Consider the following 24123-nt stretch of genomic DNA (forward strand, 5'->3'; position numbering starts at 1 on the left):
ATGCGCGCCCTCGACTTCAGTTCCTGGCAAGGGCTGCTTTCGACGGTCCTCGCTCTTGCACTCATTACGCTGATCGGCGTCGGTATCCGTCTCGCGGTCATGCAGACGATCCAGCAGCGCCGCGAGCGGGCGAACAGGCAGATCAACGAGCGGCTGCGGGTGCTGATCGCTGCCTACAAGGCGCTTGGCGGCTCGTTCACCGGCAATCTCGCGGTCAGCCCGACCCACATGCGCGACCTCCGGCAGGCGGCCGAAGCGGCGGGGGCGGAGCCAGCCACGGCTCCGTCCTGGTTCGAGCGCAGCCGTCAGGTGCGCGACGCGGTCGAGGCAGCACTTTCCGATATCATCCTGCTTGGCACCGAGGAGCATGTTCGTCTCGCGGAGGCGGCGGCCCGTGATCTGGTTGCCGGGCGGCCGGTCGAGACCGCGGCTCTCGTCGTGGCGCTCCGCGACTTCATCCGCAAGGCGCTCGATCTCGATCCGATACCGGCCGATCTCCGCATCCCGGCGCAGGGGCCGACGCGGCCGGGCTCGTCCGCTGGCGGCAAGGGCCGTGGCGACGCCGCAGGTGGCGGCAAGGGCGGTGGTGGCGGAGGCGGCGGCGGTGGTGCGGGGCTCGGCGTCGGTCTCTCGGCGCGCGAGCGCGGAGCGGACCAGACGGAGCCTGATCCGCGGGCCTGAGGATCGGGCCACGTGCTCAGTCTCCGAGCTTCAGGCGTTCGGTGACGAGCGGGTCATACTCGGGCGCCTGCACCCGCCGCCGGCCTGGCTCGGGCGCGAGGAGCGGCTCGGCGGGGGCGAGCTTGGTGCGGGCGTCCACCGCGAGGCGCTGATAGACGCCAGTGCCGCGGGTCTTCCAGTCGATTTCCTGATCCGAAAGCTCGCGGACGACCTTGGCCGGCGAGCCGACCGCGAGGCTGCGGGGCGGGATCTTGCGCCCGGCGGGGACGAAGGCCATGGCGCCGACGATGGAGTTCTCGCCGATCTCGGCCTCGTCCATGACGACGGCGTTCATGCCGACCATGGCGTTGCGGCCGATCCGGCAGCCGTGCAGGACGGCGCCGTGGCCGATGTGGCCGGCGGGCTCCACCACCACGCCGAGGTTCGGGAAGGTGTGGACGACGCAGGTTTCCTGCACGTTGGCCCCTGCCCCGATCTCGATCCGGCCGAAGTCGCCGCGGAGCACGCACTGCGGGCCGATGTAGACCCCCGGCCCGATGATGACGTCGCCGATCACCGTGGCGTCGGGGTGGACGAAGGCGGTCGGGTCGACGACGGGGACGACCCCGTCCCAGGACCAGAAGCTCATGCGGCGCCCTCGGCGGCGCGTTCCATCTCCAGCGCCACCTCACGCCGCAGGCGGCGGCGGAGCTCGGCGGCACGGTTGCGGCGGGCGTCGGTCGAGTTTTCGATGTCGAGCGCCGGGACCTCGGCCGAGCGTCCGGCCTCGTCGACGGCGACCATGGTGAAGTAGCAGGAGTTGGTGTGGCGGACCGTGCCGGTGCGGATGTTCTCGGCCTCGACCCGGATGCCGATCTCCATGGAAGTGCGGCCGGCATAGTTCACGCTCGCCCGGAAGGTCACGAGCTCGCCCACGTTGATTGGCTCCTTGAAGGTCACCTGATCGACCGAGAGGGTCACGGCGTAGCGGCCCGAATAGCGGGACGCCAGCGAGAAGGCGACCCGGTCGAGCAGGTTCAGCAGCGCGCCGCCGTGTACCTTGCCGGAGAAGTTGGCGAGATCGGGCGTCATCAGCTCGGTCATCTCAAGGCGCCGTCGGTCCATCGCGTCCCCCAAGGCAGGGGTGCGCAAGTTGCACACCCTGGCTATGTTGTTGATATTACTTTATTTACTTGCCGGCATTCACCGGATGGTAACTCACCCAGCGCTGAGGATGAAGCCCCCCAAGGCGGTCCGCGTCCGCCCGTTCCGGCGCGGGCGCCCCACCAGGACGGGCGTCGACCAAGCCCGGCGCGATCCGTGAATGCGGGTCGCGCCGGGTGGGCAGGCGCGCGCGGAACGCGCGCCCGGGACGTTCACCCCGATCCGGATTACTCGATGGTGAACGTCATCTCCGAGACCGCAGCCTTTTCGACATCCTGCTGGTAGAACGCCTGCGGGCGGCAGCCGAAGTCGGCGTAGAGCTGGAGCTGGTCCTCGTAGTGCGGCGACTTCGTGCCGTCCGGCGCGATGAAGCCGCTCTGGCCCGGCGGGGTGACGGCGCAGAAGCTGACCTTGCCGTCGAGGAAGCGGACCATGTCGTTCTGCGTGCCGCGGTTCATCGACGTGCTGACCGCGAGCGTCTCGTCCGCTCCCGCCTGCGGGATGCCGAGGTAGTTGTCGGTCAGGAAGACGTGCTGGTCGAGCGGCGCGAGCCACGTGGCCACGTCCTCGCTGCCGTATTCCGCGGCGAGGGCCGTGCGCGTCTTGTCGAGGGCGGCGAGCACCACCGTGTCGGGGTCAGCGCCGTTGAAGAAGTCGTAGGTCTGCGGCACGCCGGAGTCCTCGCCGAGGAGCGCGTTGTTCAAGAGCGCCGACGGCAGGGCGATGCGGACCTGCATGACCTTCGCCGGGATGTCCGGCGCGTCGTCGAGGATGACGTCCGCGACCATGGTGTCCATCCAGTGGCGCAGGATCGCCACGGCCGGCGAAGTCGCCTTGCCGTCCGCGTTGCGGATCTGGCGGGTGTCCCAGTCGCGCAGCGCCGCGAGCATCGGCTGGCGCGGATCGTCCGCCGGCAGCGAGGCGGCGGCTTCGAGGATCCGCGGCACGAAATAGCGCGCGTTCACGTCGACGAAGCTCGTCTCGGGCAGGATGTTCCACGTCTCCTCGGGCGAGAAGCGGTCCTTCGCCTCGATGCGCGACATGATCTCCACCACGCGGTCGGCGGAGGACCACGGGCTGCCCTCCACGGTCGAGATCACGCCCTTGCCGGAACGGTTGTTCCAGTTGGCGATCCATCCCTGATCCGGGTTGTAGGTCTTCGGCACCTCGGCAAACGGGCGGGTGCCCTGCCAGTCCATGCTGCCATCGCCAGTCACCGGGATGCGCAGATCCTGCCCTTCCGGCCGCACTGGCAGGTATCCCGGCGAGACGTAGCCGATGTTGCCGTCGCGGTCGGCGTAGTACCAGTTGATCGTCGTCGCCACGTCCTTCGCGGCGCCAAGCCACTCGTCGTAGCTCTGAGCCTGCGTTGAGCGGATCCACGCCATCAGCGTCTGGATCTCGTAGCCCTCCCACGCGCGGTGGAAGGCGAAGGCCCGATCGTGCTCGGCGTCAAAGACGGTGACCACGCCGTACTCGGTTTCCCAGACATCGAGGGCGATGTCCTCGGCACCCTTGACCTTCAGCGTCTCCTTGCGGAGCGCCATGTCGACCCAGCCGCCGTCATGGCGATACTGGTGCTCGTTCTCCGGGTTGAGTTCGAGCTGGACGTAATCGTTGACGTCGAGCGGGCCGGCCGTCGAGCCCCACGCGATGGTGCCGTTGGTGCCGAAGAGTACGTTCGGCACGGCGAAGGGAGTGTTGCCGGTCAGGTCGAAGCCCGCGCCGTGCAGGCCGATGCTGAACACGTAGGACGGGTTGAAGTTGCCGAACTGCGGGCCGTTGACGAGGATCGTGCTGCCGTCGATGGTCTTCTTCGGCCCGAGGATCCAGAGGTTGCTGGCGCGCGGCCGGTCGTCATCGCCGCCGTCGATCCCGAGGTCCGCGAGGCCGGCGAAACGGGTGGCGTCGATCGGAGCGGGCTGCGCCGGGGCCTCGGCCTTCTGCTGGTACTGCCCGCCTTCGGGAACCGTCGTCGGTGCGAGCGGATCCTCGATCCAGAAGATCTGGTTGAAGATCTCGCGGCCCTTTTCCTCGCCGTGCTTTGCCACGAGGCTGTTGAGCACCTTGGCGTTGTTGAGCTCGGTCGAGTTGCCCGAGAACCGGCCGGCCATGGTGCCGGTGTAGATCATCGCCACGTCGAAATCGGTCCACTCGGTCGGCTCGAAACCGAAATCGGTGAACTGCTTCGGCAGCAGGTTGGCCTTGTCCGCCATCACCTCGGCGAGGCGCTTGTTGTAGCCGGCGGCATAGCCACGCAGGATGTCGCGCTGCTCGGGCGGCAGCGCCTCGACCTGCTCGCGGATCTTCGCCTGATCGAAGAAGGCGCGGGTCTTGGTGTCGTAGGCGACGTGATCGGCCCCGAGGATCGAGGAGACCGTGCCGAGGACGGAGTGGCGGGCCATCTCCATCTGGAAGAGCCGGTCCTCAGCGACGGTATAGCCGAAGCCGGCGTAGAGCCCGTAGACGTCATCGGCGTAGACATGGGGAATACCCCAGTCATCACGCAGGATTTTGACGTCAGAGGCGGCATTCGCCGCGATGGGCACGAGTCCGAGGACAAGCGGGATCAGCAGCCTGCGCATGGCGCGAGCGGTGACGGGCATCGATTCCTCCTGGGGAGAGATGGGGTCTTTTCTTGTTGGTGGGGAGCCTCACCGGCTCCCCACGTGTACTACGCCGCCGGCGGCCAGGTCTTGGCGACCATGGTGAGGACGTCGTACTGGGCGACGAGGGCGCCGTCGGCCTTGGTCACCTGGCAATCCCAGCGGACTTCGCCATGCTCGGCGCTGGCGCGGGGATTGATCTCCTTGCAGGTCAGGCGGACGCCGAGGACGTCGCCCGGGTAGACCGGCGTCAGGAACCGCAGGTTGTCGACGCCGTAGTTGGCGAGGACCGGACCCGGCGCCGGATCGACGAAGAGCCCGGCCGCGAAGGAGACGATCAGGTAGCCGTGGGCGACGCGGCCGTCGAAGAACGGGTTCGCCTTGGCAGCTTCCTCGTCCATGTGGGCGTAGAAGGTGTCGCCGGTGAACTCGGCGAAGTGCTCGATGTCGGCGAGCGTCACCTCACGGGTGGCGGTGACGAGCTGGTCACCGATGCGGAGTTCGGCGAGCGACTTGCGGAACGGGTGGGTGCCGTCGGTCTGCGCGTCGGCGCCCTCGATCCAGCGGCCGGTGACAGCCGAAAGGAGCCGCGGCGCGCCCTGCACCGCGGTGCGCTGCATGTAGTGCTTCACGCCGCGGATGCCGCCCATCTCCTCGCCGCCGCCGGCGCGGCCCGGGCCGCCGTGGACGAGCACCGGGAGCGGCGAGCCGTGGCCGGTCGAGGTCTTGGCGCTCTGGCGGTTGCCGATGAGGACGCGGCCGTGGAGCGGCGCAATGCCCAGGACGACTTCCTCGGCGACCTTCTTGTCGTCGGTGAAGACGGAAGCGACGAGCGAGCCCTTGCCACGTTTCGCCAGCGCGATCGCCTCGTCGATGTCGTCGTAGGGCATGACGGTCGAGACCGGGCCGAACGCTTCGACGTCGTGGATGGCGTTCTTGCCGAGCGGGTTGTCGGCGAAGAGGACGACCGGGTTCAGGAAAGCGCCCTTCTCGGCGTCGCCGGAGGCGACGGTGACCTCGTCGGGGTTGCCCGCGACGATCTCGGCCTCGGCCTGAAGCTCGCGGATGCGGTCGCGGACTTCCTGGCGCTGGTCGAGGCTCGCGAGCGCGCCCATGCGGGTCGCCTCGTTCGCCGGATCGCCGAGCACGGTCTTGCCGAGCCGGTCGCCGAGCGCGGCGATCAGCGCCTCGGTGTGGGCGCGCGGCGCGATGACGCGGCGGATGGCGGTGCACTTCTGGCCCGCCTTCACCGTCATCTCGCGGGCGACCTCCTTGACGAAGAGGTCGAATTCCGGCGTGCCGGGGCCGGCGTCGGGCCCGAGGATCGAGGCGTTGAGGCTGTCGGCTTCCATGGTGAAGCGGACGGAGTTCTCGACGATCGCCGGGGTCGTGCGGAGCTTGCGGCCGGTCCATGCGGAGCCGGTGAAGGTCACCACGTCCTGACCATCGACGTGGTTCAGCAGATCGCCGGTCGAGCCGGAGATGAGCTGAATCGAGCCTTCGGGCAGGATGCCGGACTCGACGATGCGGCGCACCACGAGTTCGGTCAGGTAGGCGGTCTGGCTCGCCGGCTTCACGATCGAGGGCAGGCCCGCGATGAAGGTCGGCGCGACCTTTTCGAGCATCCCCCAGACCGGGAAGTTGAAGGCGTTGATGTGGATCGCGACGCCCTGAAGCGGCATCAGGATGTGCTGGGCCGAGAAGGAGTTGTCGCGCGAGAGCCGCTCGACGTCGCCGTCGGTCAGCACGCGGGTGTTCGGCAGCTCGCGCCGGGCCTTGGAGGCGTAGGAGAGCAGTGTCCCTGCCCCGCCCTCGATGTCGATCCAGCTGTCGGTGCGCGTCGCGCCGGTGGCGAAGCTCTCGGCGTAGAACTCGTCCTTCAGCTCCATGAGCTTCTGGCCGAGAGCCTTCAGCATCAGGGCGCGGTCGTGGAAGGTGAGCTTGCGGAGCTTCGGGCCGACCACGTCGCGGCCGTAGTCGAGCGCGCCGGCGAAATCGACGCCGGTGCTGTCGATGTGGGCGACCGGCTCACCGGTCGCCGCGTTGAGCAGCGTCTGGCCCTTGCCGGAGCCCTTGATCCATGCGCCGCCGGCGTAACTTTCGAGGATGCGGGGCCTGGTGGTAACGTCGACAGACATATGGGGTCTCTCTCCTTCAGGCGAGGCCGAGGGGCGCAAGCGTCTCCTGAACCTTTGCGGTCCAGTCGGCGAGCAGCTCTTCGTTCGTGCGGCGACGGAGGCCGAAACGCTTCTGGGTCTCGAAGCGGGCGGAGTTCATGGTGCCGAAGCTGTCGGCAACTCTGGGCTGCCAGTAGTCGATCGACGCCTTCGCGGCGGCGCGCCCCTCGTCGGTGGCGGCGATGTCGGTGAGGCCGGTGATGCCGAGCTCGGTGTGGCGCTTCTCGCGGGGAACGATCGAGCGGAAGACGTCGGCGAGCGGGGCGTAGGAGACGCGGCTCATCTCGTCGAGCGTCACGCCGGCGGCGAGGCCCTGGAGGACGTTCATCACCACCGCGTCCACCCAGCCCTCGATGGGATAGTGGAAGACGGCGAGGCGCATGTCGCTGCCGTGCCGGGCCTGGCCGAGGCTGGCGTCGCGCGGCAGGCGGTCGGCCCACGCGGCCTGCGTGGCGTAACGGCCCTCGTCGGCACCGAAGTCGCCCATGAGGTCGAGCACCCGGCCGGCGTGATCGGCCTTTTCCAGCGTGATCTTGCAGGCAGCGATGCGCGCGGTGATGCCGGGGGCGTTGTTGATCGTGTCGGCGAAACCGGCGGAGGCCGCCAGCTCGCTGTCGACGAAACTTGCCATCAGGCGCAGGAGTTCACCGCGGTAGCGGGCGGGAACGTTGCCGGGAGAGGTGAGCTGGCCGCCCTGGGCCAGGTAGTCCTCGATCGGCATCGCAGTTTCGGTCGCGTCGGACATTTCCCTCTCCCTTACTGGTCGTAGCTGACGACGACCTTGTCGCTCAGCGGGAAGCACTGGCAGGTGAGCACGTAGCCCTGCTTGACTTCGTAGTCCTCGAGCGCGTGGTTGATGGCCATTTCGGTCTCGCCTTCCAGCACCTTGGCGCGGCAGGTCGAGCAGACGCCGGCCTTGCAGGCGTAGGGCGCATCGAGGTTGGCCTCGAGGGCTGCGTCGAGCAGGCTCTGGCCTTCCTTCGGCATGCGGAAGGTGCGGGTGGCACCGTCGAGCGTCACGGTCGCCTCGGTGGTGTTCGAGGTCGAGACCTCGGACGAGACGACGCGCTTCTTCGCGCGGCCCGGCTGGCCGGAGGCGAAGAGCTCGAACTTGATCTGCTCGTCGGCGAGCCCGTGCTCCTTCAACGCACCGGCGATCGCCAGCATCATCGGCTCGGGGCCGCAGATGAACGCGGTCGAGACCGACGGCAGGTCGATCCAGACGTTGAAGAGCTGCGCGCACTTCTCCGCATCGACGCGGCCGGAGAAGAGGTCGATGTCCTGCGCCTCGGATTCGAGGACGTGGATGATCGAGAGCCGGCCGAGGTAGCGGTTCTTCAGGTCCTCGAGCTCCTCGCGGAACATGATCGAGCTGATCTGCCGGTTGGCGTAGACGAGGGTGAAGGTCGAGCTCGGCTCGGACGCGAGCACGGTCTTGATGATCGAGAGCACCGGCGTGATGCCCGAGCCCCCGGCGAAGCCAAGGTAGTTCTTGGCAACCTCCGGCTCGATCGGCGTGAAGAAGCGGCCCATGGGCGGCATCGCTTCAAGGGTGGTGCCGGCCTTCAGCTCTTCGTTGGCCCAGGTCGAGAAGGCGCCGCCGTCGACGCGCTTGATGCCAACCTGAAGGAAGCCGTCGCCCTTGCCGGCGCAGATCGAATAGCTGCGGCGCAGCTCGTCATCGTCGAACTTGCGGCGGAAGGTGAGGTACTGGCCCTGGGTGAAGTCGAAGAGCGCGGCGTCCTCGCCACGGGGCTTCAGGGTGACCACGACGGCGTCGCGCGTTTCCTTGCGGACGTCGACAACATCTAGGGAATGGAAGCGTGCCATTTTTCGTGTCCTTGTCCGCTCAGATGCACTTGAAATAGTCGAAGGGTTCCAGGCAGTCGTCGCAGCGGTAGCTGGCCTTGCAAGGCGTCGAGCCGAACTGGCTCACTCTGGTCGTCTTCGTGGAGCCGCACCGCGGGCAGGCGACGGCGAGGTTGCCGCCAGCCATCCGGTTCGCGCGGGCGACGATGCGACCGTCGGCGGCGGTCCCGTCGATCGGCGGGGCGATGCCGTAAGCGCGCAGCTTCTCGCGTCCTTCGGCGCTGATCCAGTCGGTCGTCCACGGGGGCGAGAGCTGGCGCTTGAGTGTCAGCTTCTCGACGCCCCGCTCACGAAGCGCCGTCTCGATGTCGAGATTGATGATCGTAGTGGCCGGGCACCCGGAATAGGTCGGTGTGACGGTGACGACGAGGGTCTCGTCGTCCCAGGCGACATCGCGGATGATGCCGAGATCGGTGAGCGAGATCACCGGGATCTCCGGATCGGGGACATGGCTCAGCCAGTCCCAGACCTCGGCGGTGCTGGGGTGCGTAGCTGTCATCGATGGAACCCGTCCTTACCAGTTGCAGCCGGGATAGGCGCGCTGGAGGAACTGCATTTCCGCGAGGATGAAGCCGAGATGCTCGGTATGGACTCCGTTCTTGCCGCCCTTGTGGGAGAAGGTCGACTCCGGGATCGTGAGCGTCGCCTCGCCGAGCACGTCGCGGACCGTCGCTTCCCACGCGGCGCGCAGGGATTCGGGGTTGGGCGCGATGCCAGCGGCCGCGACTTCGCGGTCCTTGTCGTCCGCGACAAACATCTCGCCGGTATAGGCCCAGAGCGCGTCGAGCGCATCCTGCATCCTGCGGCGGCTCTCGTCGGTCCCGTCGCCGAGGCGGATCACCAGATCCGACGACCGCTCGAGGTGGTAGGCGACTTCCTTCGAGGCCTTCGCCGCGATCTCGGCGACGCGGGGGTCGCTCGATCCCTGCAGCGCCTTCAGCAACTCGAAGTGGAAGGCATCGAACAGGAACTGCCGCATCAGCGTGTGGCCGAAATCACCGTTCGGGCGCTCGACGATCAGCAGGTTGCGGAAGTCCCAGGCGTCGCGGAGATACGCGAGGTCATCGGCGCTGCGGCCCTTGCCCTCGACTTCACCGGCGAGGCCGAGCCACATCTGCGTCTGACCGATCAGGTCGAGCGACACGTTGGCGAGCGCGATGTCTTCCTCGAGCGCCGGCGAATGGCCGCACCACTCGGAGACGCGGTGGCCGAGGATCAGCGTCGCGTCGCCAAGACGGAGCAGCACCTCGAAGAATGCCTCCTGCCCGGCATCGGGCTTCGGGATCTCGGTGTGATGGGTGTGAGCCGCCGCGCTGCGCGCAAGCTCCGCCACATCGGGGGTGGTCATGTCCGGAAGCGACGGCATCTTACATGTGCCCCACTTCTTCAGGGATGTCGTAGAACGTCGGGTGGCGATAGACCTTGGAGTTCGCGGGCTCGAAGAGCGGCCCCTTATCCGACGGGCTCGACGCGGCGATTTCGCCCGACTTCACGACCCAGATCGACACGCCCTCGTTGCGGCGGGTGTAGACGTCGCGGGCGTTGTTGATCGCCATTTCGGCGTCGGGAGCGTGCAGGCTGCCGACGTGGCGGTGATTAAGCCCGTGCTGGCCCCGGATGAAGACTTCCCAGAGCGGCCATTCCTTGGACATTTGTTCTCTCCCTAACTCGCAGGGGTCGGGCCTTTTGCCGGCCCGGCCTTTTGGCTTGCTTGTCGGCGCGCCGTTATTCCGCGGCGATCGGCGCCCGGCGGGCGGCAGCCTTCTCGGCGTGGGCGACGAGCCCCTCACGGAACCACGCGCCATCGTCCCAGGCCTTCACGCGGGCACCGAGCCGGTCCTTGTTGCAGGGACCGTTGCCGGCGATGACGTCGAAGAACTCGGACCAGTCCGGTTCGGAGAAGTCGTAGCCGCCCTTCTCCTCGTTCCACTTCAGTTCCGGGTCGGGAACCGTCAGGCCGAGGTAGCGCGCCTGCGGCACCGTCTGGTCGACGAACTTCTGGCGAAGCTCGTCGTTGGTGTTCATCTTGATCTTCCACGCCATGGACTGGGCAGAGTGCACCGAGTCCTTGTCGGACGGTCCGAACATCATCAGCGAGGGATACCAGAGGCGGTTCAGCGCATCCTGCGCCATCGCCTTCTGCGCCGGGGTGCCGGCCGCCATCTTCATCATCACGGCGTAGCCCTGCCGCTGATGGAAGCTCTCTTCCTTGCAGATGCGGATCATCGCGCGGGAGTACGGGCCGAACGAGGTCCGCTGCAGCGGCACCTGGTTCATGATCGCCGCACCGTCGACGAGCCAGCCGACCGCGCCCATGTCGGCCCAGGTCAGCGTCGGATAGTTGAAGATCGAGGAGTACTTCATCTTCCCCGAGTGCAGCCGCTCCATCAGCTCGTCGCGCGACACGCCGAGCGTCTCGGCGGCGCAGTAGAGGTAGAGGCCGTGGCCCGCCTCGTCCTGCACCTTGGCGAGCAGGATCGCCTTGCGCTCCAGCGTCGGCGCGCGGGTGATCCAGTTGCCTTCCGGCAGCTGGCCGACGATCTCGGAGTGGGCGTGCTGGCCGATCTGGCGGATCAGCGTCTTGCGATACCCCTCGGGCATCCACTCCTTGGGCTCGATCTTCTCGCCCCGGTCGATGCGCTCCTGAAAGGCGCGCTCCTCGGGCGTCATATCCTCGGGCTTCTTCATACCCTCGGTCGAGACGAGCTGTGCATACATGGCTTTCCCTCCTCAGACGCGCTCAATGATCGCGGCGATCCCCTGGCCGACGCCGATGCACATGGTGCAGAGGGCGTAGCGGCCGCCGCGGCGGTGCAGTTCGTACATGGCGGTCGTCACGAGCCGGGCGCCGGACATCCCGAGCGGGTGGCCGAGCGCGATGGCGCCGCCATTGGGGTTAACATGCGCTGCATCGTCGGGGAGGCCAAGGTCACGCAGCGTGGCAAGGCCCTGGCTCGCAAAGGCCTCGTTCAGTTCGATGACGTCCATCTGGTCGATGGTCAGTCCGGCGCGCTTCAGGACGCGCTTGGCCGCCGGCGCCGGGCCGATGCCCATGATCCGCGGCTCGACGCCCGCCGCCGCCATGGCGATGACGCGCGCCTTCGGGGTGAGGCCGTGCGCCTTCACGCCGGCCTCGGAGGCGAGGATGAGCGCCGCGGCGCCGTCATTCACGCCCGAGGCGTTGCCGGCGGTGACGGTGAGGTCGGGTCCGTTGACGCCCCGGAGCTTCGCCAGCGTCTCGGCGGTGGTGCCGGGGCGCGGATGCTCGTCGGTGTCGAAGATCACCGGATCGCCCTTGCGCTGCGGGATCGTCACCGGGATGATCTCGTCGCGGAACTTGCCGGCCTTCTGCGCCGCTTCCCAGCGGGCCTGCGAGCGCGCGGCGAAGGCGTCCTGGTCGGCGCGGCTGATGTTGAAGTCGGCGGCGACGTTGTCGGCGGTCTGCGGCATCGAGTCGACGCCGAATTCCTTCTTCATCTTCGGGTTGACGAAGCGCCAGCCGATCGTCGTGTCGTAGACGGCGTTCGAGCGGGTGAACGCGCTCTCGGCCTTGGGCATTACGAAGGGCGCGCGGGTCATGCTCTCGACGCCGCCGGCGAGCATCAGGTCGGCGTCGCCGGCCTTGATCGCCCGGGCCGCCTGGCCGACCGCGTCCATGCCGGAGCCGCAGAGCCGGTTTATCGTCGTGCCGGGGATATCGATCGGCATGCCGGCGAGCAGCACCGCCATGCGCCCGACGTTGCGATTGTCCTCACCCGCCTGGTTGGCGCAGCCGAAGATGAGGTCATCAACTTCCGCCCATCGCACGCCCGGGTTCCGCTCCATCAGCGCCCTGAGCGGCACCGCCGCGAGGTCATCGGCACGAACGCTCGCGAGCGCTCCGCCGTAGCGCCCGATCGGCGTCCGTACCGCATCGCAGATGAAGGCATCAGCCATCGTTTCCACCCCTTTTTCGTTCGTTGAGTCGGACATTAGCCGACCGGTCGGTCAATGTATACTGAAAAAGCGTCACTGGAACGACTAAATTTTGCCGTTCGGTGTGATGCTTTCGCAAACGCATTCCGTGCCAGATGGTTACGGGCCGAGAAGTCCAGCCAAGCGGCGCTTTGTCGCGGTGGTCGTGGCCGAAAACCGCCCTCCGAGCCCGGAGAACGAAGCCTCGACGTGCGAATCGGCCGCCCCGGAAAGCCCGGTGTAGAGCCGGGCGAAGAGCGCCCGCGCCGCGGGTTCCGGCCACGCTTCGGGAAGCGCTTCGGGCGGCAGGCGCGGGTCGTCGAGCACGATCGCCCGCCAGGCATGAACGAGAAGGAGCCGCGCCAGCAACGCCGATCCGGGATCGGGCGGCCCGGCGGCGAGCGGCGGCTCCAGCGCGCCGAAGCGCGCGCTGAAGGCCTCGATTTCCGCGGCCCGCTCGGCAAGCCGCCAGTGCGCCGCCGCGAGCGCCCGCAGGCCGTCCGCGTCCTGCTGCCAGTTGGCGCGGAAGGCGATGCCCGGCACCGGACCGCCGTCGTCCGGTCCGAAGAGTACACCGGCGGCCAACGCCACGAACCCGCGGCCGGCCAGGTCGGAGCTCGCGTCCTGACCGAGGACGAAGCGCCATGCCGTGCGTGGCGGCGACGAGGTGAAGATGCGCTCCGCCGCTTCGGCGAACTCGCTGCCGGCGGCTTCGGTCAGGCGGTAGTAGCTGCGCCGGCCCTTGCGCGTTCCCTCCAGCCGCCCGGCGGCGACGAGCCGCGAGACCGCGGTGCGCACCAGCGTCTCGCTGATGCCGACCCGGGCGCATAGCTCGATCAGCGTTCCCATCCAGAGCAGTCCGCCGCGCGGCTCGATCACGTCGCCATAGATCGTCACGATGAAGCTGGCGGCGCCGAGGCGCTGGCTGGCCCGAAGCTGCTCGATCATCGCCGTCCGCAGCGGCTGGGCGGGTATCGTGCCAGTCAGCGCGAGAGTCATCCGAGATGGATCCGCACGACCGGGACGCCGACCTCGGGCGTGGTCAGATCAAACGCGCGCACCCGCCGCCCGGAGACGACGGCGACGGCGGCGAGCAGGCCCTCCACGTCGGTGCCGTCCACCTCGCCGGGATCCCTCGCGTCGGCCGGGGGCCAGATCTCGCGCGGCAGGGCGCCGCGGTATCGGGCGATACGCGCCCGGTCGACCTCGGCCATCGCCGCGAGGTCGGGCGCGGCACGTTCGAGTTCAACCATGTTGCGCCAGTGGAACATCGCCTCCTCCACCGCCGCGCGCACCGCGCCGGCGCGACCCAGCCGGGCGGCCGAGCCCTCGGTGCGCCGGCCGCCGTCGAGGTCGGCCGATGCGGCGACAGCCACCACGTATCCGGGCTTGAAGGCACGGGCGCGGATCTCCAGCCCGCGGAACTGGCCACCAAGCCAGGCCACATGCGGCGCGATCGCCGGCTCGGACATCGGATCGAGCGGCGCAAGCTCTCCGGACCCGGCGCGCAGGCGATCGAGATGCAGATGCTCAAGGGTCTCCAGCGCGGCGCGGCGCACCGCGTCTTCGGGGCTCTTCCCGGCCGCGGCGCCGGCCGAAGTGTTGGTCCGCTTCGGTGCGCCGAGCGTCAGATCGACGGTCGGGACCGGGTCCGCCGCGCCTCCGATCGTCACGAACGGCCGGAGGCGCTTCGGGAGTTCCGAAGAGTACTGAATTGAATAACGTTCTGCGGCCTCCGCAACCGCAAGGCGATCAGCATCGACCTGAGACGCCCCGCGTCCGGAAGCCACTCGCTGCAAAAGTAAATTATCTGGCGGCTCGCCGCCCTTTCTGGTAGTTACGCCACACAGAGAGATATAGAATGGAAAGTTGGGTGGCGTGCTTAGCGCGTGCGGTGTGGTGCAGAACCCTGCACGGTATCGCGGTGCCTTCGGACGCTTGGTCACATCGGTCGCGCCTCCTGACGGAAAGCCTTATTTACACACGCTAGAGACGAGAGGTTATTTCGATGGCACGATTCAAGCTCAAGCGCAATCGGTTGCGGAAGCGGCTGGGAGAACTCATTTTCGAAGCTGCCGAACGCTATCGCGACAATTCTTACCAGAACCCTGATGCCCGGATCGAACAGGAGATCGTTGGCCTGATGCGCGGATCGGACAAGCATTCCTTCCGGTTCCACTACGACCGCCCGCGCCGGAACGGCAAGGGGCGGGTGTTCCACATCGTCATCCCGGATCTCGCCGACAAGATGCGAACCGACGACGAATTCGCAAAGGAAGCGATGTCGCATGCCGTCCTCTATGGCTGCTCGCAGTGATCCATCGGATCGTGCTCGCGTCGACGGCCTCGGCATGTCCGGGGACAAGGTCCTTCTGCGCCTGATCGGCCCGCTCAGTGTGGTGAAGGCCGACGGCACGGACGTGACTCCGAAAGGCAAGCGGGCGAAGGCGCTTCTCGCGCTTCTCGCCCTCTCGCCCGGCGGCGCGCGCAGCCGGCGCTGGGTACAGGACAAGCTCTGGAGCGAACGCTCGCAGGAGCAGGGCGCGGCAAGCCTCCGCACCGAACTCAGCGCGCTGCGCCGCGGCTTCGCGGCGGCCGGCGTCGACATTCTCGACTCCAGCCGCGACAAGCTGCAACTCGACCTTACGCGCGTCTACTTCGACACCTACGACTCGGCGAGCGTCGCGGTCGGCGACGACCTGCTCGAGGGCCTCGACATCGGCGACCCCGAGTTCGAGGAATGGCTCCGCACCGAGCGGATGCGCTATGACGCGCCGGAAGGCCTCGATGCACCGCCGCCGCGCCCGCGGGCGATGCCTGCGGGCATCGCGGCCGGCTTGCCCGCGAACACCAACGCGCCGATGCGCCACCCGCAACCTGCTCCGGTCGAGACGCCCGCCTCCGGCGCGCGCAAGCCCTACCTCATCGTCAAGGGGTTCCATCCCATCGGCACCGGCGACCGCGAGCGCGTGTTCGCCGAGGGCCTGACCGCGGAACTGCAGACGGTGCTCGGCTCGCTCTCCGGCGCCTTCGTGGTGCGCACCCAGGACGGCGAGCGCGATCCCCGGCACAGCTACGAGCTCTCCGGCGAGGTGCGCCATCACGACCGGCTGCGCATCACCGCCCGCCTGACCGCGGTCGACACCGGCCAGTATCTCTGGACCAAGCGCTACGACTACGAGGACGAGCGGATCTTCGACGTGCAGCTCGAGATCTCCAAGAAGGTGATCGAGGCGGCGCAGATCGAACTGGTCGAGGGCGAGTGGGCACGCATCTGGACCGACGCGCCGACCTCCATCGACGCATGGGAAGCCTACCAGCGCGGCCGCGGGCTGGAGAGCGAGGCGCGCAAGGACTCGGTCCGCCGCGCGATCATCTGCTATCGCGATGCGCTGCGCCTCGACCCGGACTATACGCCCGCGATGATCTCGCTCGGCTTCTGCCTCGTGGACCAGCTGCGCCTCGGCTGGGCGCACGACCCCGAGGCCGCGCTGCGCGAGGCGCGCGCGCTCTGCGACAAGGTGATGGTCCTGAAGCCGCGCGACTATTTCGGCCGCGCGCTCATCGCCTTCACCGAGTGCGCGAGCGGCAACCACCAGCTCGCCTGCGACGTCATGGCCGAGGTGGTGCGCGACGCGCCGGAGAGCCCTGAGCTTCTCGCCTATTATGGCGTGCTGCTCGGCTACTGCGGCCACATGCGCGAGGAGATCCGGTATCACAAGCACGCGCTGTCGCTGACCAAGCATCCGCCGAACTGGATCAAGACCAACCTCGCCTTCGCGCATCTGCTGCAGGACGCGCCCGAGGCGCCGGACTATGTCGAGGCGGCCCTCGCCGCCGACCCGCAGAGCGTGCGGGCGCATCTCTGCCGGGTGGTGGTAGCGGTGCGCGGCGGCGACTTCGCCGGCGCCCGCATCTGGGCGAACCGGCTCCTGACACTCGAGCCGGAGTTCCGCGCCGAGCGCTGGAGCGCGGAGGAATGCTTCCGCGACCCGGGCGTCTTCCACCGCATCGCCCGCGATCTCCGGGAGGCCGGGCTCTGAGCGTGCCTGACGCCGGCCCCGTCCCGCTGCACTCTGCCCCGAGCCTTTCGGACACGGAGCCGTTTCCGCCCTGTCCGCGGCCTTTCAACATGGCCGCGCACACCTTTGCCGCCGCGCGGATGCGGCCCGACCACGTGGCGCTCGAGGTGCTCGACGCGCCGGGCGAGGTGGCGCAGCGCTGGACCCATGCCGAGCTCGCTGAAACCGTACGCCGCACCGCCGGCGGACTGCGCGCCATGGGGATCGGCCCGGGCGACCGGATCCTGCTCCGCCTCGGCAACAGCGCGGATTTCCCCATCGTCTTCTTCGCCGCCAATGCGCTTGGTGCCGTGCCGGTGCCGATCTCGGCGATGCTGACGGCGGCGGAACTCGCGCCGCTCATCGCCGATCTCGCGCCCGCGCTCATCGCCCGGGGCTCCGGTCTCGCGCTGCCCGATCCGCCCGGCGCTCCGGTGATCGAGACAGCCGGCATCGCCGCGCTCCGCCGCGCCGATCCGGTCGACTTCGCGCTGACCGGCCCGGATGATCCCGCCTACATGGTCTACACCTCCGGCACCGCCGGCCGGCCGAAGGGCGTCGTCCTCGCCCAGCGCGCCGCCTGGGCGCGACGGATGATGTGGCAGGGCTGGTACAGCCTCACGCCTGACGACCGGGTGCTGCACGCCGGTGCCTTCAACTGGACCTACACGCTTGGCGCCGGCCTCACCGACCCATGGGCGGTGGGCGCGACCGCGCTCATCTATGCCGGGCCGCCCGACCGGCACGTCTGGCCGGCTCTCGCCCGCGCGCATGGCGCGACGATCTTCGCCGGTGCGCCGGGGGTCTATCGCCAGATGCTCGATGCGCCCGGCCTCGACCGCGACTTCGCGGGTCTCCGCCACGGGCTGAGCGCGGGCGAGGCGCTGCCGGGTGCGGTGCGCGCCGCGTGGAGCGGCGCCACCGGCAAGCCGATCCACGAGGCGCTCGGCATGTCGGAGATCTCGACCTACATCTCCTCCTCCCCCGGGCGGCCGGCGCCGGAGGGGTTCACCGGCTACCCGCAGCCCGGGCGCCGGGTGGCGATCCTGCCCGGGGACGGCACCGATCCGGTGCCCCGTGGTACGGAGGGCCTGCTTGCGGTCTCGCGGCACGATCCCGGGCTGATGCTCGGTTACTGGCGCCGCCCGGAGGAGACCGAAGCGGCGTTCCGGGGCGAGTGGTTCCTCACCGGCGACCGGGCGGTCATGGCGGAGGACGGAGCGCTCCGCCATCTCGGCCGGGCCGACGACCTGCTGAACGCCGGCGGCTTCCGCGTCAGTCCGCATGAGGTCGAGGCCGTCCTCGCCGATCATCCCGGCATCGCCGAGGTGGCGGTGGCCGAGCTGCCGGTGCGCGACGGGGTGACGGTGATCGCCGCCTTCTACGTGCCTCTCGGCGAGCCGGTCGCCGATGCCGAGCTCGCCCGCCACTGCGCTGACCGGCTCGCGCGCTACAAGTGCCCGCGAACCTTCCGCCCGGTCGAGGCCCTGCCGCGCAGCGCCAACGGCAAGCTGCTGCGCCGGCGTCTGGCAACGGCCGAGCCGGCGATGGACGGCTGACGAGAGCCCGGCCTCTGGACCGCCTCGCGCCGGATGGCGCATGATCGCCCGAACGAGGGCGCCCGGCGCTCCCAGCATCCGAGGCCGCCATGACCGAGTCCCCCCGCTTCCCGCCCCAACGCGCACCGGGCTTTCTCTGGGCCCTTGCCGCCGGTCCCGACGGCACCGCCGAGCGGATCGACGTCGAGCATCTCTCCGAGGCGCTGGCCGAGCGCACGTGGGTCTGGATCCACGTCGACCTGCTCGACCAGCGCGCCCGCGGCTGGATCCAGGGGATCTGCCGGCTGCCGACCGAGGTGACGACGCTCATCGCCGGTCAGGACACCGGCCTCGCGCTCGAGCCCGAGGGCACGGAGATCCACGGGATCGCCCCGGACTACAACGTCGACTTCCTGCGTGTCTCCGACAGCGTCGGTCAGTTCGGCTTCATGGCGAGCGAGCGGCTGCTGGTGACAGGCTGGCGTCACCCGCTCGCCGGCATCGACGCGGTCAGGAACGCGCTCATTGCCGGGGCGCGCCAGAGCTCAGGCTTCTCGATCCTCGCGGCGATCACCGCTGCCTTTGCCCGGGTGGCAATCGGCCGCCTGCGCGCCGCGGAGACCCGGCTCGACCGCGTGGAGGACCAGATCCTCGCCTCCTCCACCTCCGACGAGCGCACCTCGATCAAGGAAGTCCGGCGCCTCGCGCTGGCACTGCACCGGCCGGTCCTCGCCATGCTGCTCATGCTGCGCGAGGCCGAGGAGGAGGAAGAGGAAGCCGAAGCGGCGCGCCTCTCAGCCCTCCCCCCCGCCGGCATCTCGGCGCTCGAGGAGATGGCGTCCCGCCTCGGCGGCCTCGACCACGCGATCCGCGCCACCTCCGACCGGGCGAAGCTCTTGCAGGAAGAGATCGCCGCCGAACTCGCCGACCAGTCGAACCGCAGCCTCCGCGCCCTGACGGTGATGACCGCGCTCATGCTGCCCGGAACCCTCGTCGTCGGCTTCTTCGGCATGAACACCAGCGGCATGCCGTTTGAGGGTCCGCCGTGGGGCACCCTTGCCGCGCTCGGCGTCGGCATCATCTTGACCGTGGCGTTCTACCGGATCATGGCCCGCGCCGGCGCCACGCTGCGCTTCTGAGGAACCACCCATGCCGCACGACCACGACGCGACACCCGACTGGCACGACACGCCCCCCGACTGGCGCACGCAGGGCGTGCGCATCGTCAGGGCGGGCGAGCTCGACCCGAACACCGCCCAGACGCCCGGCATGACGCGCGCCGCCGCCATCAACGCCGCGAAGGCCGGTGCCGCGAAGCTCTGGGCCGGCACCGTGGCGATCGAGCCGAACGCAAAGACCGGCGCGCACCACCATGGCCACCTCGAAAGCATCATCTATGTGGTGAAGGGCCGCGCACGCATGCGCTGGGGCGAGCGGCTGGAGTTCACCGCCGAGGCCGACCCGGGTGACTTCATCTTCGTCCCGCCGTACGTGCCGCATCAGGAGATCAACGCTCTGCCCGGCGATACGCTGGAGTGCGTGATCGTGCGCAGCGATCAGGAGGCAGTGGTGGTGAACCTCGACATCGAACCGGCCGAAGCCCCGGAAGAGGTGGCATGGATCGACCCGAACCATCCGGCGGCCGACCGATGACCCGGCTCGACATCTTCTCCGACCCGGTCTGCCCCTGGTGCCTGATTGGCGCGACGAACCTCGTGCGCGCCCTCGCCGACGCACCGGACCAGCCCTTCGAGGTCACCTGGCACCCCTACCAGCTCAACCCGGATCTGCCTCCGGAGGGCACCGACCGGGGGCAGTACCTCACGGAGAAATTCGGCGGCCTCGAGAACGTCGACCGCGTCCACGCCCGGGTGGAAGCCGCCGCACGGGAGGCGGGCATTCCCATCGCCTTCGACCGGATCACCCGCATGCCGAACACCCTCGACGCCCATCGCCTGATCCACTGGGCAGCGGCCGAAGGCGCCCAGACCCGCGTCGCCATGGCGCTCTTCGCCCGCTATTTCGGCGCGGGCGAAGACATCTCCGACCCGGTGGTCCTCGCCAACGTTGCCGGAGAGGCCGGCCTCGACCCGGCGGCGATCACCCGCCTTCTCGCCGGCGACGCCGATCGCGAGGCGGTGGCGCGCGAGGCAGACGACGCCCGCCGGGCCGGCATAACCGGGGTCCCGGCCTTCATCGTCGCCGGCCAGTACGCGGTGACCGGCGCCCAGTCGCAGGCGTTCTGGACCGACTTTGCCCGCGAGGTCGCAGCCGCGACCACCCCGCCAACCTGACGGCCTCGTCCCCGCGAGTCGGCACGGGGGGTGAAGGGCGGCGAAGCCCGGGCGCGGCTGGCGGACCTTCATGCCTGACTCCGGTCCGACTCGTATCCCCACGCCGGAAGCGGCGCCTTGATGAAGCGGCCGCTTCATCAGGCGCCTCCCGGGCAGATCCTGTCCCCGGTACCAGCACCCGCCATCCTCGCCCGGGAGGCCCCGGCGAAAGCCGCGACGGCCCATGAGCGCGGCGCGGGCCGGACGGCGCCACACGCGGGCGGCCGACGCGCCGCTTCGCCTGCCACGGGCCACGTGATCCACGGGCCACGCGAACCGCGAACCACGGGCCACGAACTTCGTCCTGTCCTTCGCGGCGCCCGGAGCGTATAACCCCGCTCCCTGCATTCAGCCTCCGAACCCGCGCCATGGCCGACGAAGAATTCTACCGCATCAAGCGCCTTCCCCCGTATGTCTTCGCCGAGGTGAACCGGCTCAAGGCCCGCTATCGCGCCGAGGGGATGGACATCATCGACTTCGGCATGGGCAATCCCGACATGGATACGCCCCGCCACATCGTCGACAAGCTCATCGAGACGGTGCAGAGGCCGCGCACCCACCGCTATTCCGCCTCCAAGGGCATCCCGGGCCTGCGTCGGGCACAGGCCGGATACTATGCCCGCCGCTTCGGGGTCAGCGTCGATCCCGAGACGGAGGTGGTCGCGACGCTCGGCTCCAAGGAGGGCCTCGCGAACCTCGCCATGGCGATCACCGCCCCCGGCGACGTGATGCTGGTGCCGAACCCGTCCTATCCGATCCACCCCTACGGCTTCATGATCGCCGGCGGCACGCTGCGCCACGTGCCGGCACTCCACGATGGCCGCTTCGACCCGGAGGAATACCTCCGCGCGCTCGACCGGGCCGTCCTGCACTCGGTGCCGAAGCCCGTCGCGGTCGTGGTGTCATTCCCGTCGAACCCGACGGCGCAGGTGTGCGATCTCGATTTCTACCGCGATCTCATTGCCTTCGCGAAGAAGCATCACCTCTGGGTGCTCTCCGATCTCGCCTACTCGGAAGTCTACTTCGATGACAATCCGCCGCCGTCGATCCTGCAGGTCGATGGCGCGAAGGACGTGGCGGTCGAGTTCACCTCGCTCTCCAAGACCTATTCGATGCCCGGCTGGCGCATGGGCTTCGCGGTGGGCAACCGCCGGCTCATCGACGCGCTGACCCGCATCAAGTCCTACCTCGACTATGGCGCCTTCACCCCGGTACAGGTCGCCGCCGCCGCCGCGCTCAACGGCCCGCAGGAGTGCGTCGCCGAGATCCGCTCGATCTACAAGCACCGTCGCGACGTGCTGATCGACTCGATGGCGCGCGCCGGCTGGCAGATCCCGTCGCCGCCGGCGACGATGTTCGCCTGGGCGCCGGTGCCGAAGCCGTTCGAGGCGATCGGCTCCATGGGCTTCTCGAAGATCCTGCTGCGCGAGGCCGAGGTCGCGGTCGCGCCGGGCGTCGGTTTCGGCGAGTACGGCGAGGGCTACGTCCGCCTCGGGCTCGTGGAGAACGAGCAGCGCATCCGGCAGGCGGCGCGCGGCGTGAAGAAGGTGCTGGCCAACGCCGACGCCCTCGTCGAGCGCTACCGCGCCGAAGAAGAGGCCGAAGTGGTCAGCTGACAGCGGCGGCCTCGGCCCCCCGGTCCTCTTCATCCGGTCCACGGGCGCCCGCGGCTCACCGCGCGGGCGCCTTCGACGTGGAGGCCGGTTCTCGTCAGCCGGATCGCCAGCGCGCCGTCGCGCCGCAGCCGCTCCTTGCCGACGAAGAGGCAGCGCCCCGTGGGGGCCTCGGCCCAGTTCGGCGCGATGAGCACCGCCGCCGTGTCGCAGAGCCCGGCCTCGGCTTTCGACGCACCGACGTAGAGCACCGTCCCGACCCCGGGCACATCCGCCCGGATACGATGCTTCACCCGCCGGAGGTTGCCGCGGGCGTAGGCTTCTTCCGGCGAGGCGAGATCGCCGTCCTCGCGCAGCCACGCCTCGGCGGCGAAGCCGTTGCCGGTGCCGCTCAGAACCCGGCCGGCGGCGGTGCGGAATCCGAAGAGCCGGCCGTCGTCGGCGATCACCACATCCGGCCGGGCGTGCGCGGCCCAGAACACGAGGCCGACGCCGGCGAGCCCGACCCCGGCCCAGCGGCCGCGGCCGATCCAGAGCACGAAGACGATGCCGCCGAGCACGAGGAGCGCAAGGCTCGCGGGCGGCCCCGCCGGCACGCCCGTCACCGCGCCGCCGAAGCTCGCGACGAGGCGCGCCACCGCGATCACGTAGTCCATGCCCAGTCCCGCGAGCCGGAACGGCAGCCAGTCGAGCCCGAAGGGTGCCGCGATCACGCCGATCACCGCCGCGGGCATGACGACGAGCCCCATGGCCGGCATCGCCAGCAGGTTCGCGATGAGCCCGTACTGCGTCATGGTGTTGAAGTGGAAGGCCGCGATCGGCCCGGTGGCGAGGCCGGCGACCAGCGATGTCATCGCGAGCCCGACCACCGGTTTCGGATAGCGCCAGCCGCGGGCGGTCTGGACCGTCTTCCACCACGCCCGGGAGCGCAGCCCCTCGAAGGTGGCAATGAGCGCGACGGTCGCCGCGAACGACATCTGGAACCCCGGCTGCACCAGACTCTCGGGCGCGAAGAGCAGGACCACGAACCCCGCGAGCGCCACCGCCCGCATGGTGAGCGCCGGCCGGTCGAGCAGGACCGCCACCAGCACGGTCGCGGTCATCACGTAGGAGCGCTGCGCCGGCACGTCGAGGCCCGAGACCACGAGATAGGCGAGCCCCGCAACGAGGGCCACCGCCGCCGCGATCTTCTTCAGCGGCCAGCGCAGCGCCAGCGCCGGCACGAGGGCGAGGCCAGAGCGGATGAGACCGAACACCGCGGCGGCGAGCAGGCTCATGTGGAGGCCGGAGATCGAGACGATGTGGTAGAGGCTCGACACCCGGAGCGCGTCTTCGACCGAGCGGTCGATGCCCGACCGGTCGCCGGTCAGGATCGCCGCGGCGAAGGCGCCGCCCTGGTTCGGCACCTGCTGCTGGATGTGACGCGAGGCGGCCATCCGGGCGCGGAACGCCAGCTGCGAGAAGCTGCCCGCGTCGGAGCCTTCGGTCTCCACCACGGGGCCGCGGGCGTAACCCACCGCGCCGAGCCGCTCGAACCACGCCTGCCGGCGATAGTCGAAGGCGCCCGGCTCGGATGGCGCGGGCGGCGGCGTCAGCCGCGCCTCGGTCATCAGCCGCAGGCCCGGCTGAAGCAGGCTGATCGGCGTCGCGGGATCGACCGACACCCGCACCCGCGCCGGCACCCGGTCCGGGTCCATCCCGGTGATCGCCACGCGGTCGAGCAGCACCCGCGGGCGGTCGGACGCGGAGCGGTCGAGCCCGACCACGCGCCCCGAGACCGTCGCCACCACCGGGTAGGCGAGGACCGGCGCGGCCACCGATCGCGCGCGAAGTGCGACCACTTCGAACCCGATCCCTGGCAGCAGAACCAGAAGCAGCGCGACACGGGCGACCTGCCCCGCCGGCCGGATGGCCGCCGCGAGGAGGACAAGAACGACGCCCAGCGCCGCGAGCATCCAGCCCCCGGGCTCGACAGGCAGCGCGAAGTAGAGCGCGATCCCGAGGCCGAAGAGCACGGGCAGCCAGAGCGCGAAGGCGGGTCGCTGCGCCTCGATCAGCGCGAAGAGCCGCGTCACACCCATCCCTTGCCCTCGCCGCCGCAATTGTCCTAAGCACGACACCTGCTGCCCGCATGGTTGCCAGGAGGTT

At 69.4% G+C, this 24123-nt stretch carries 22 protein-coding genes; 8 read left to right on the forward strand and 14 right to left on the reverse strand.

The window, feature by feature from the left end; genetic code table 11:
• Window positions 1-681 (forward strand): hypothetical protein, encoded by a 681-nt coding sequence (locus HNP73_RS03005; RefSeq protein WP_184146968.1) that lies wholly within the window; start codon window positions 1-3, stop codon window positions 679-681.
• A gap of 16 nt (window positions 682-697) precedes the next feature.
• Here HNP73_RS03005 and HNP73_RS03010 read toward each other — a convergent pair whose 3' ends face one another.
• The 13 genes from HNP73_RS03010 to HNP73_RS03070 all read right to left on the reverse strand — a co-directional run bounded on the left by HNP73_RS03010 (window position 698) and on the right by HNP73_RS03070 (window position 14103).
• Entirely contained in the window at window positions 698-1309 is a 612-nt protein-coding gene (locus tag HNP73_RS03010; protein WP_184146970.1) for an acyltransferase, read from the reverse strand.
• Window positions 1306-1785 carry an acyl-CoA thioesterase gene (locus tag HNP73_RS03015; RefSeq protein ID WP_184146972.1) on the reverse strand — a complete coding sequence of 160 codons (480 nt, stop codon included), beginning with the start codon at window positions 1783-1785 and terminating at the stop codon, window positions 1306-1308. Before HNP73_RS03015 ends, HNP73_RS03010 begins: the two co-directional genes overlap by 4 nt.
• 266 nt (window positions 1786-2051) lie before the next feature.
• A complete protein-coding gene (locus HNP73_RS03020; protein WP_246399485.1) occupies window positions 2052-4430 on the reverse strand; it encodes a penicillin acylase family protein in 2379 nt (792 codons plus the stop codon).
• A gap of 68 nt (window positions 4431-4498) precedes the next feature.
• A complete protein-coding gene (gene paaZ / locus HNP73_RS03025) occupies window positions 4499-6568 on the reverse strand; it encodes a phenylacetic acid degradation bifunctional protein PaaZ (protein ID WP_184146974.1) in 2070 nt (689 codons plus the stop codon).
• 16 nt (window positions 6569-6584) lie between these two features.
• Complete coding sequence (locus HNP73_RS03030) at window positions 6585-7352, reverse strand: Phenylacetic acid catabolic protein (protein WP_184146976.1); 768 nt, start codon at window positions 7350-7352, stop codon at window positions 6585-6587.
• Between the two features lie 11 nt (window positions 7353-7363).
• A complete protein-coding gene (gene paaE, locus HNP73_RS03035; RefSeq protein ID WP_184146979.1) occupies window positions 7364-8437 on the reverse strand; it encodes a 1,2-phenylacetyl-CoA epoxidase subunit PaaE in 1074 nt (357 codons plus the stop codon).
• A 19-nt stretch (window positions 8438-8456) separates the two neighbouring features.
• On the reverse strand, window positions 8457-8975 hold the full coding sequence (paaD, locus tag HNP73_RS03040; protein ID WP_184146981.1) for a 1,2-phenylacetyl-CoA epoxidase subunit PaaD: 519 nt from the start codon (window positions 8973-8975) through the stop codon (window positions 8457-8459).
• Window positions 8976-8990: 15 nt separating this feature from the next.
• On the reverse strand, window positions 8991-9842 hold the full coding sequence (gene paaC / locus HNP73_RS03045) for a 1,2-phenylacetyl-CoA epoxidase subunit PaaC (RefSeq protein ID WP_184146983.1): 852 nt from the start codon (window positions 9840-9842) through the stop codon (window positions 8991-8993).
• Between the two features lies 1 nt (window position 9843).
• Window positions 9844-10128, reverse strand: a complete 285-nt coding sequence (paaB, locus tag HNP73_RS03050; protein WP_184146985.1) for a 1,2-phenylacetyl-CoA epoxidase subunit PaaB — start codon at window positions 10126-10128, stop codon at window positions 9844-9846.
• Between the two features lie 73 nt (window positions 10129-10201).
• Window positions 10202-11194, reverse strand: a complete 993-nt coding sequence (gene paaA, locus HNP73_RS03055; protein ID WP_184146987.1) for a 1,2-phenylacetyl-CoA epoxidase subunit PaaA — start codon at window positions 11192-11194, stop codon at window positions 10202-10204.
• Window positions 11195-11206: 12 nt separating this feature from the next.
• Window positions 11207-12412: a 3-oxoadipyl-CoA thiolase gene (gene pcaF / locus HNP73_RS03060; RefSeq protein ID WP_184146989.1), complete on the reverse strand. Its 1206-nt coding sequence runs from the start codon at window positions 12410-12412 to the stop codon at window positions 11207-11209.
• 138 nt (window positions 12413-12550) lie between these two features.
• Window positions 12551-13429 (reverse strand): PaaX family transcriptional regulator C-terminal domain-containing protein, encoded by an 879-nt coding sequence (locus HNP73_RS03065; RefSeq protein WP_246399488.1) that lies wholly within the window; start codon window positions 13427-13429, stop codon window positions 12551-12553.
• Window positions 13426-14103 carry a YcaO-like family protein gene (locus HNP73_RS03070; RefSeq protein ID WP_184146990.1) on the reverse strand — a complete coding sequence of 226 codons (678 nt, stop codon included), beginning with the start codon at window positions 14101-14103 and terminating at the stop codon, window positions 13426-13428. The genes HNP73_RS03065 and HNP73_RS03070 overlap by 4 nt, the downstream gene beginning before the upstream one ends.
• 335 nt (window positions 14104-14438) lie before the next feature.
• On the opposite strand from HNP73_RS03070, the gene HNP73_RS03075 reads away from it, so the two are divergent.
• From HNP73_RS03075 to HNP73_RS03105, 7 genes are all read left to right on the forward strand, one after another.
• Window positions 14439-14747, forward strand: a complete 309-nt coding sequence (locus HNP73_RS03075) for a hypothetical protein (protein ID WP_184146992.1) — start codon at window positions 14439-14441, stop codon at window positions 14745-14747.
• A 34-nt stretch (window positions 14748-14781) separates the two neighbouring features.
• Entirely contained in the window at window positions 14782-16473 is a 1692-nt protein-coding gene (locus HNP73_RS03080; RefSeq protein WP_184146994.1) for a hypothetical protein, read from the forward strand.
• 89 nt (window positions 16474-16562) lie between these two features.
• Window positions 16563-18050, forward strand: coding sequence for a class I adenylate-forming enzyme family protein (locus HNP73_RS03085; protein ID WP_184146996.1), 1488 nt, complete (start codon window positions 16563-16565; stop codon window positions 18048-18050).
• An 89-nt stretch (window positions 18051-18139) separates the two neighbouring features.
• A complete protein-coding gene (locus tag HNP73_RS03090) occupies window positions 18140-19168 on the forward strand; it encodes a CorA family divalent cation transporter (protein WP_184146998.1) in 1029 nt (342 codons plus the stop codon).
• Between the two features lie 10 nt (window positions 19169-19178).
• Window positions 19179-19682: a cupin domain-containing protein gene (locus HNP73_RS03095; protein ID WP_184147000.1), complete on the forward strand. Its 504-nt coding sequence runs from the start codon at window positions 19179-19181 to the stop codon at window positions 19680-19682.
• Window positions 19679-20323, forward strand: coding sequence for a DsbA family oxidoreductase (locus HNP73_RS03100; protein ID WP_184148014.1), 645 nt, complete (start codon window positions 19679-19681; stop codon window positions 20321-20323). The genes HNP73_RS03095 and HNP73_RS03100 overlap by 4 nt, the downstream gene beginning before the upstream one ends.
• Window positions 20324-20730: 407 nt before the next feature.
• Complete coding sequence (locus tag HNP73_RS03105; protein ID WP_184147002.1) at window positions 20731-21978, forward strand: LL-diaminopimelate aminotransferase; 1248 nt, start codon at window positions 20731-20733, stop codon at window positions 21976-21978.
• 29 nt (window positions 21979-22007) lie between these two features.
• Here the strand turns inward: HNP73_RS03105 and HNP73_RS03110 are convergent, their stop codons facing one another.
• On the reverse strand, window positions 22008-24056 hold the full coding sequence (locus HNP73_RS03110) for a ComEC/Rec2 family competence protein (protein WP_184147004.1): 2049 nt from the start codon (window positions 24054-24056) through the stop codon (window positions 22008-22010).
• Between the last annotated feature and the right edge of the window lie 67 nt (window positions 24057-24123).

Source organism: Amaricoccus macauensis (assembly GCF_014201905.1).
GTDB lineage: Bacteria > Pseudomonadota > Alphaproteobacteria > Rhodobacterales > Rhodobacteraceae > Amaricoccus > Amaricoccus macauensis.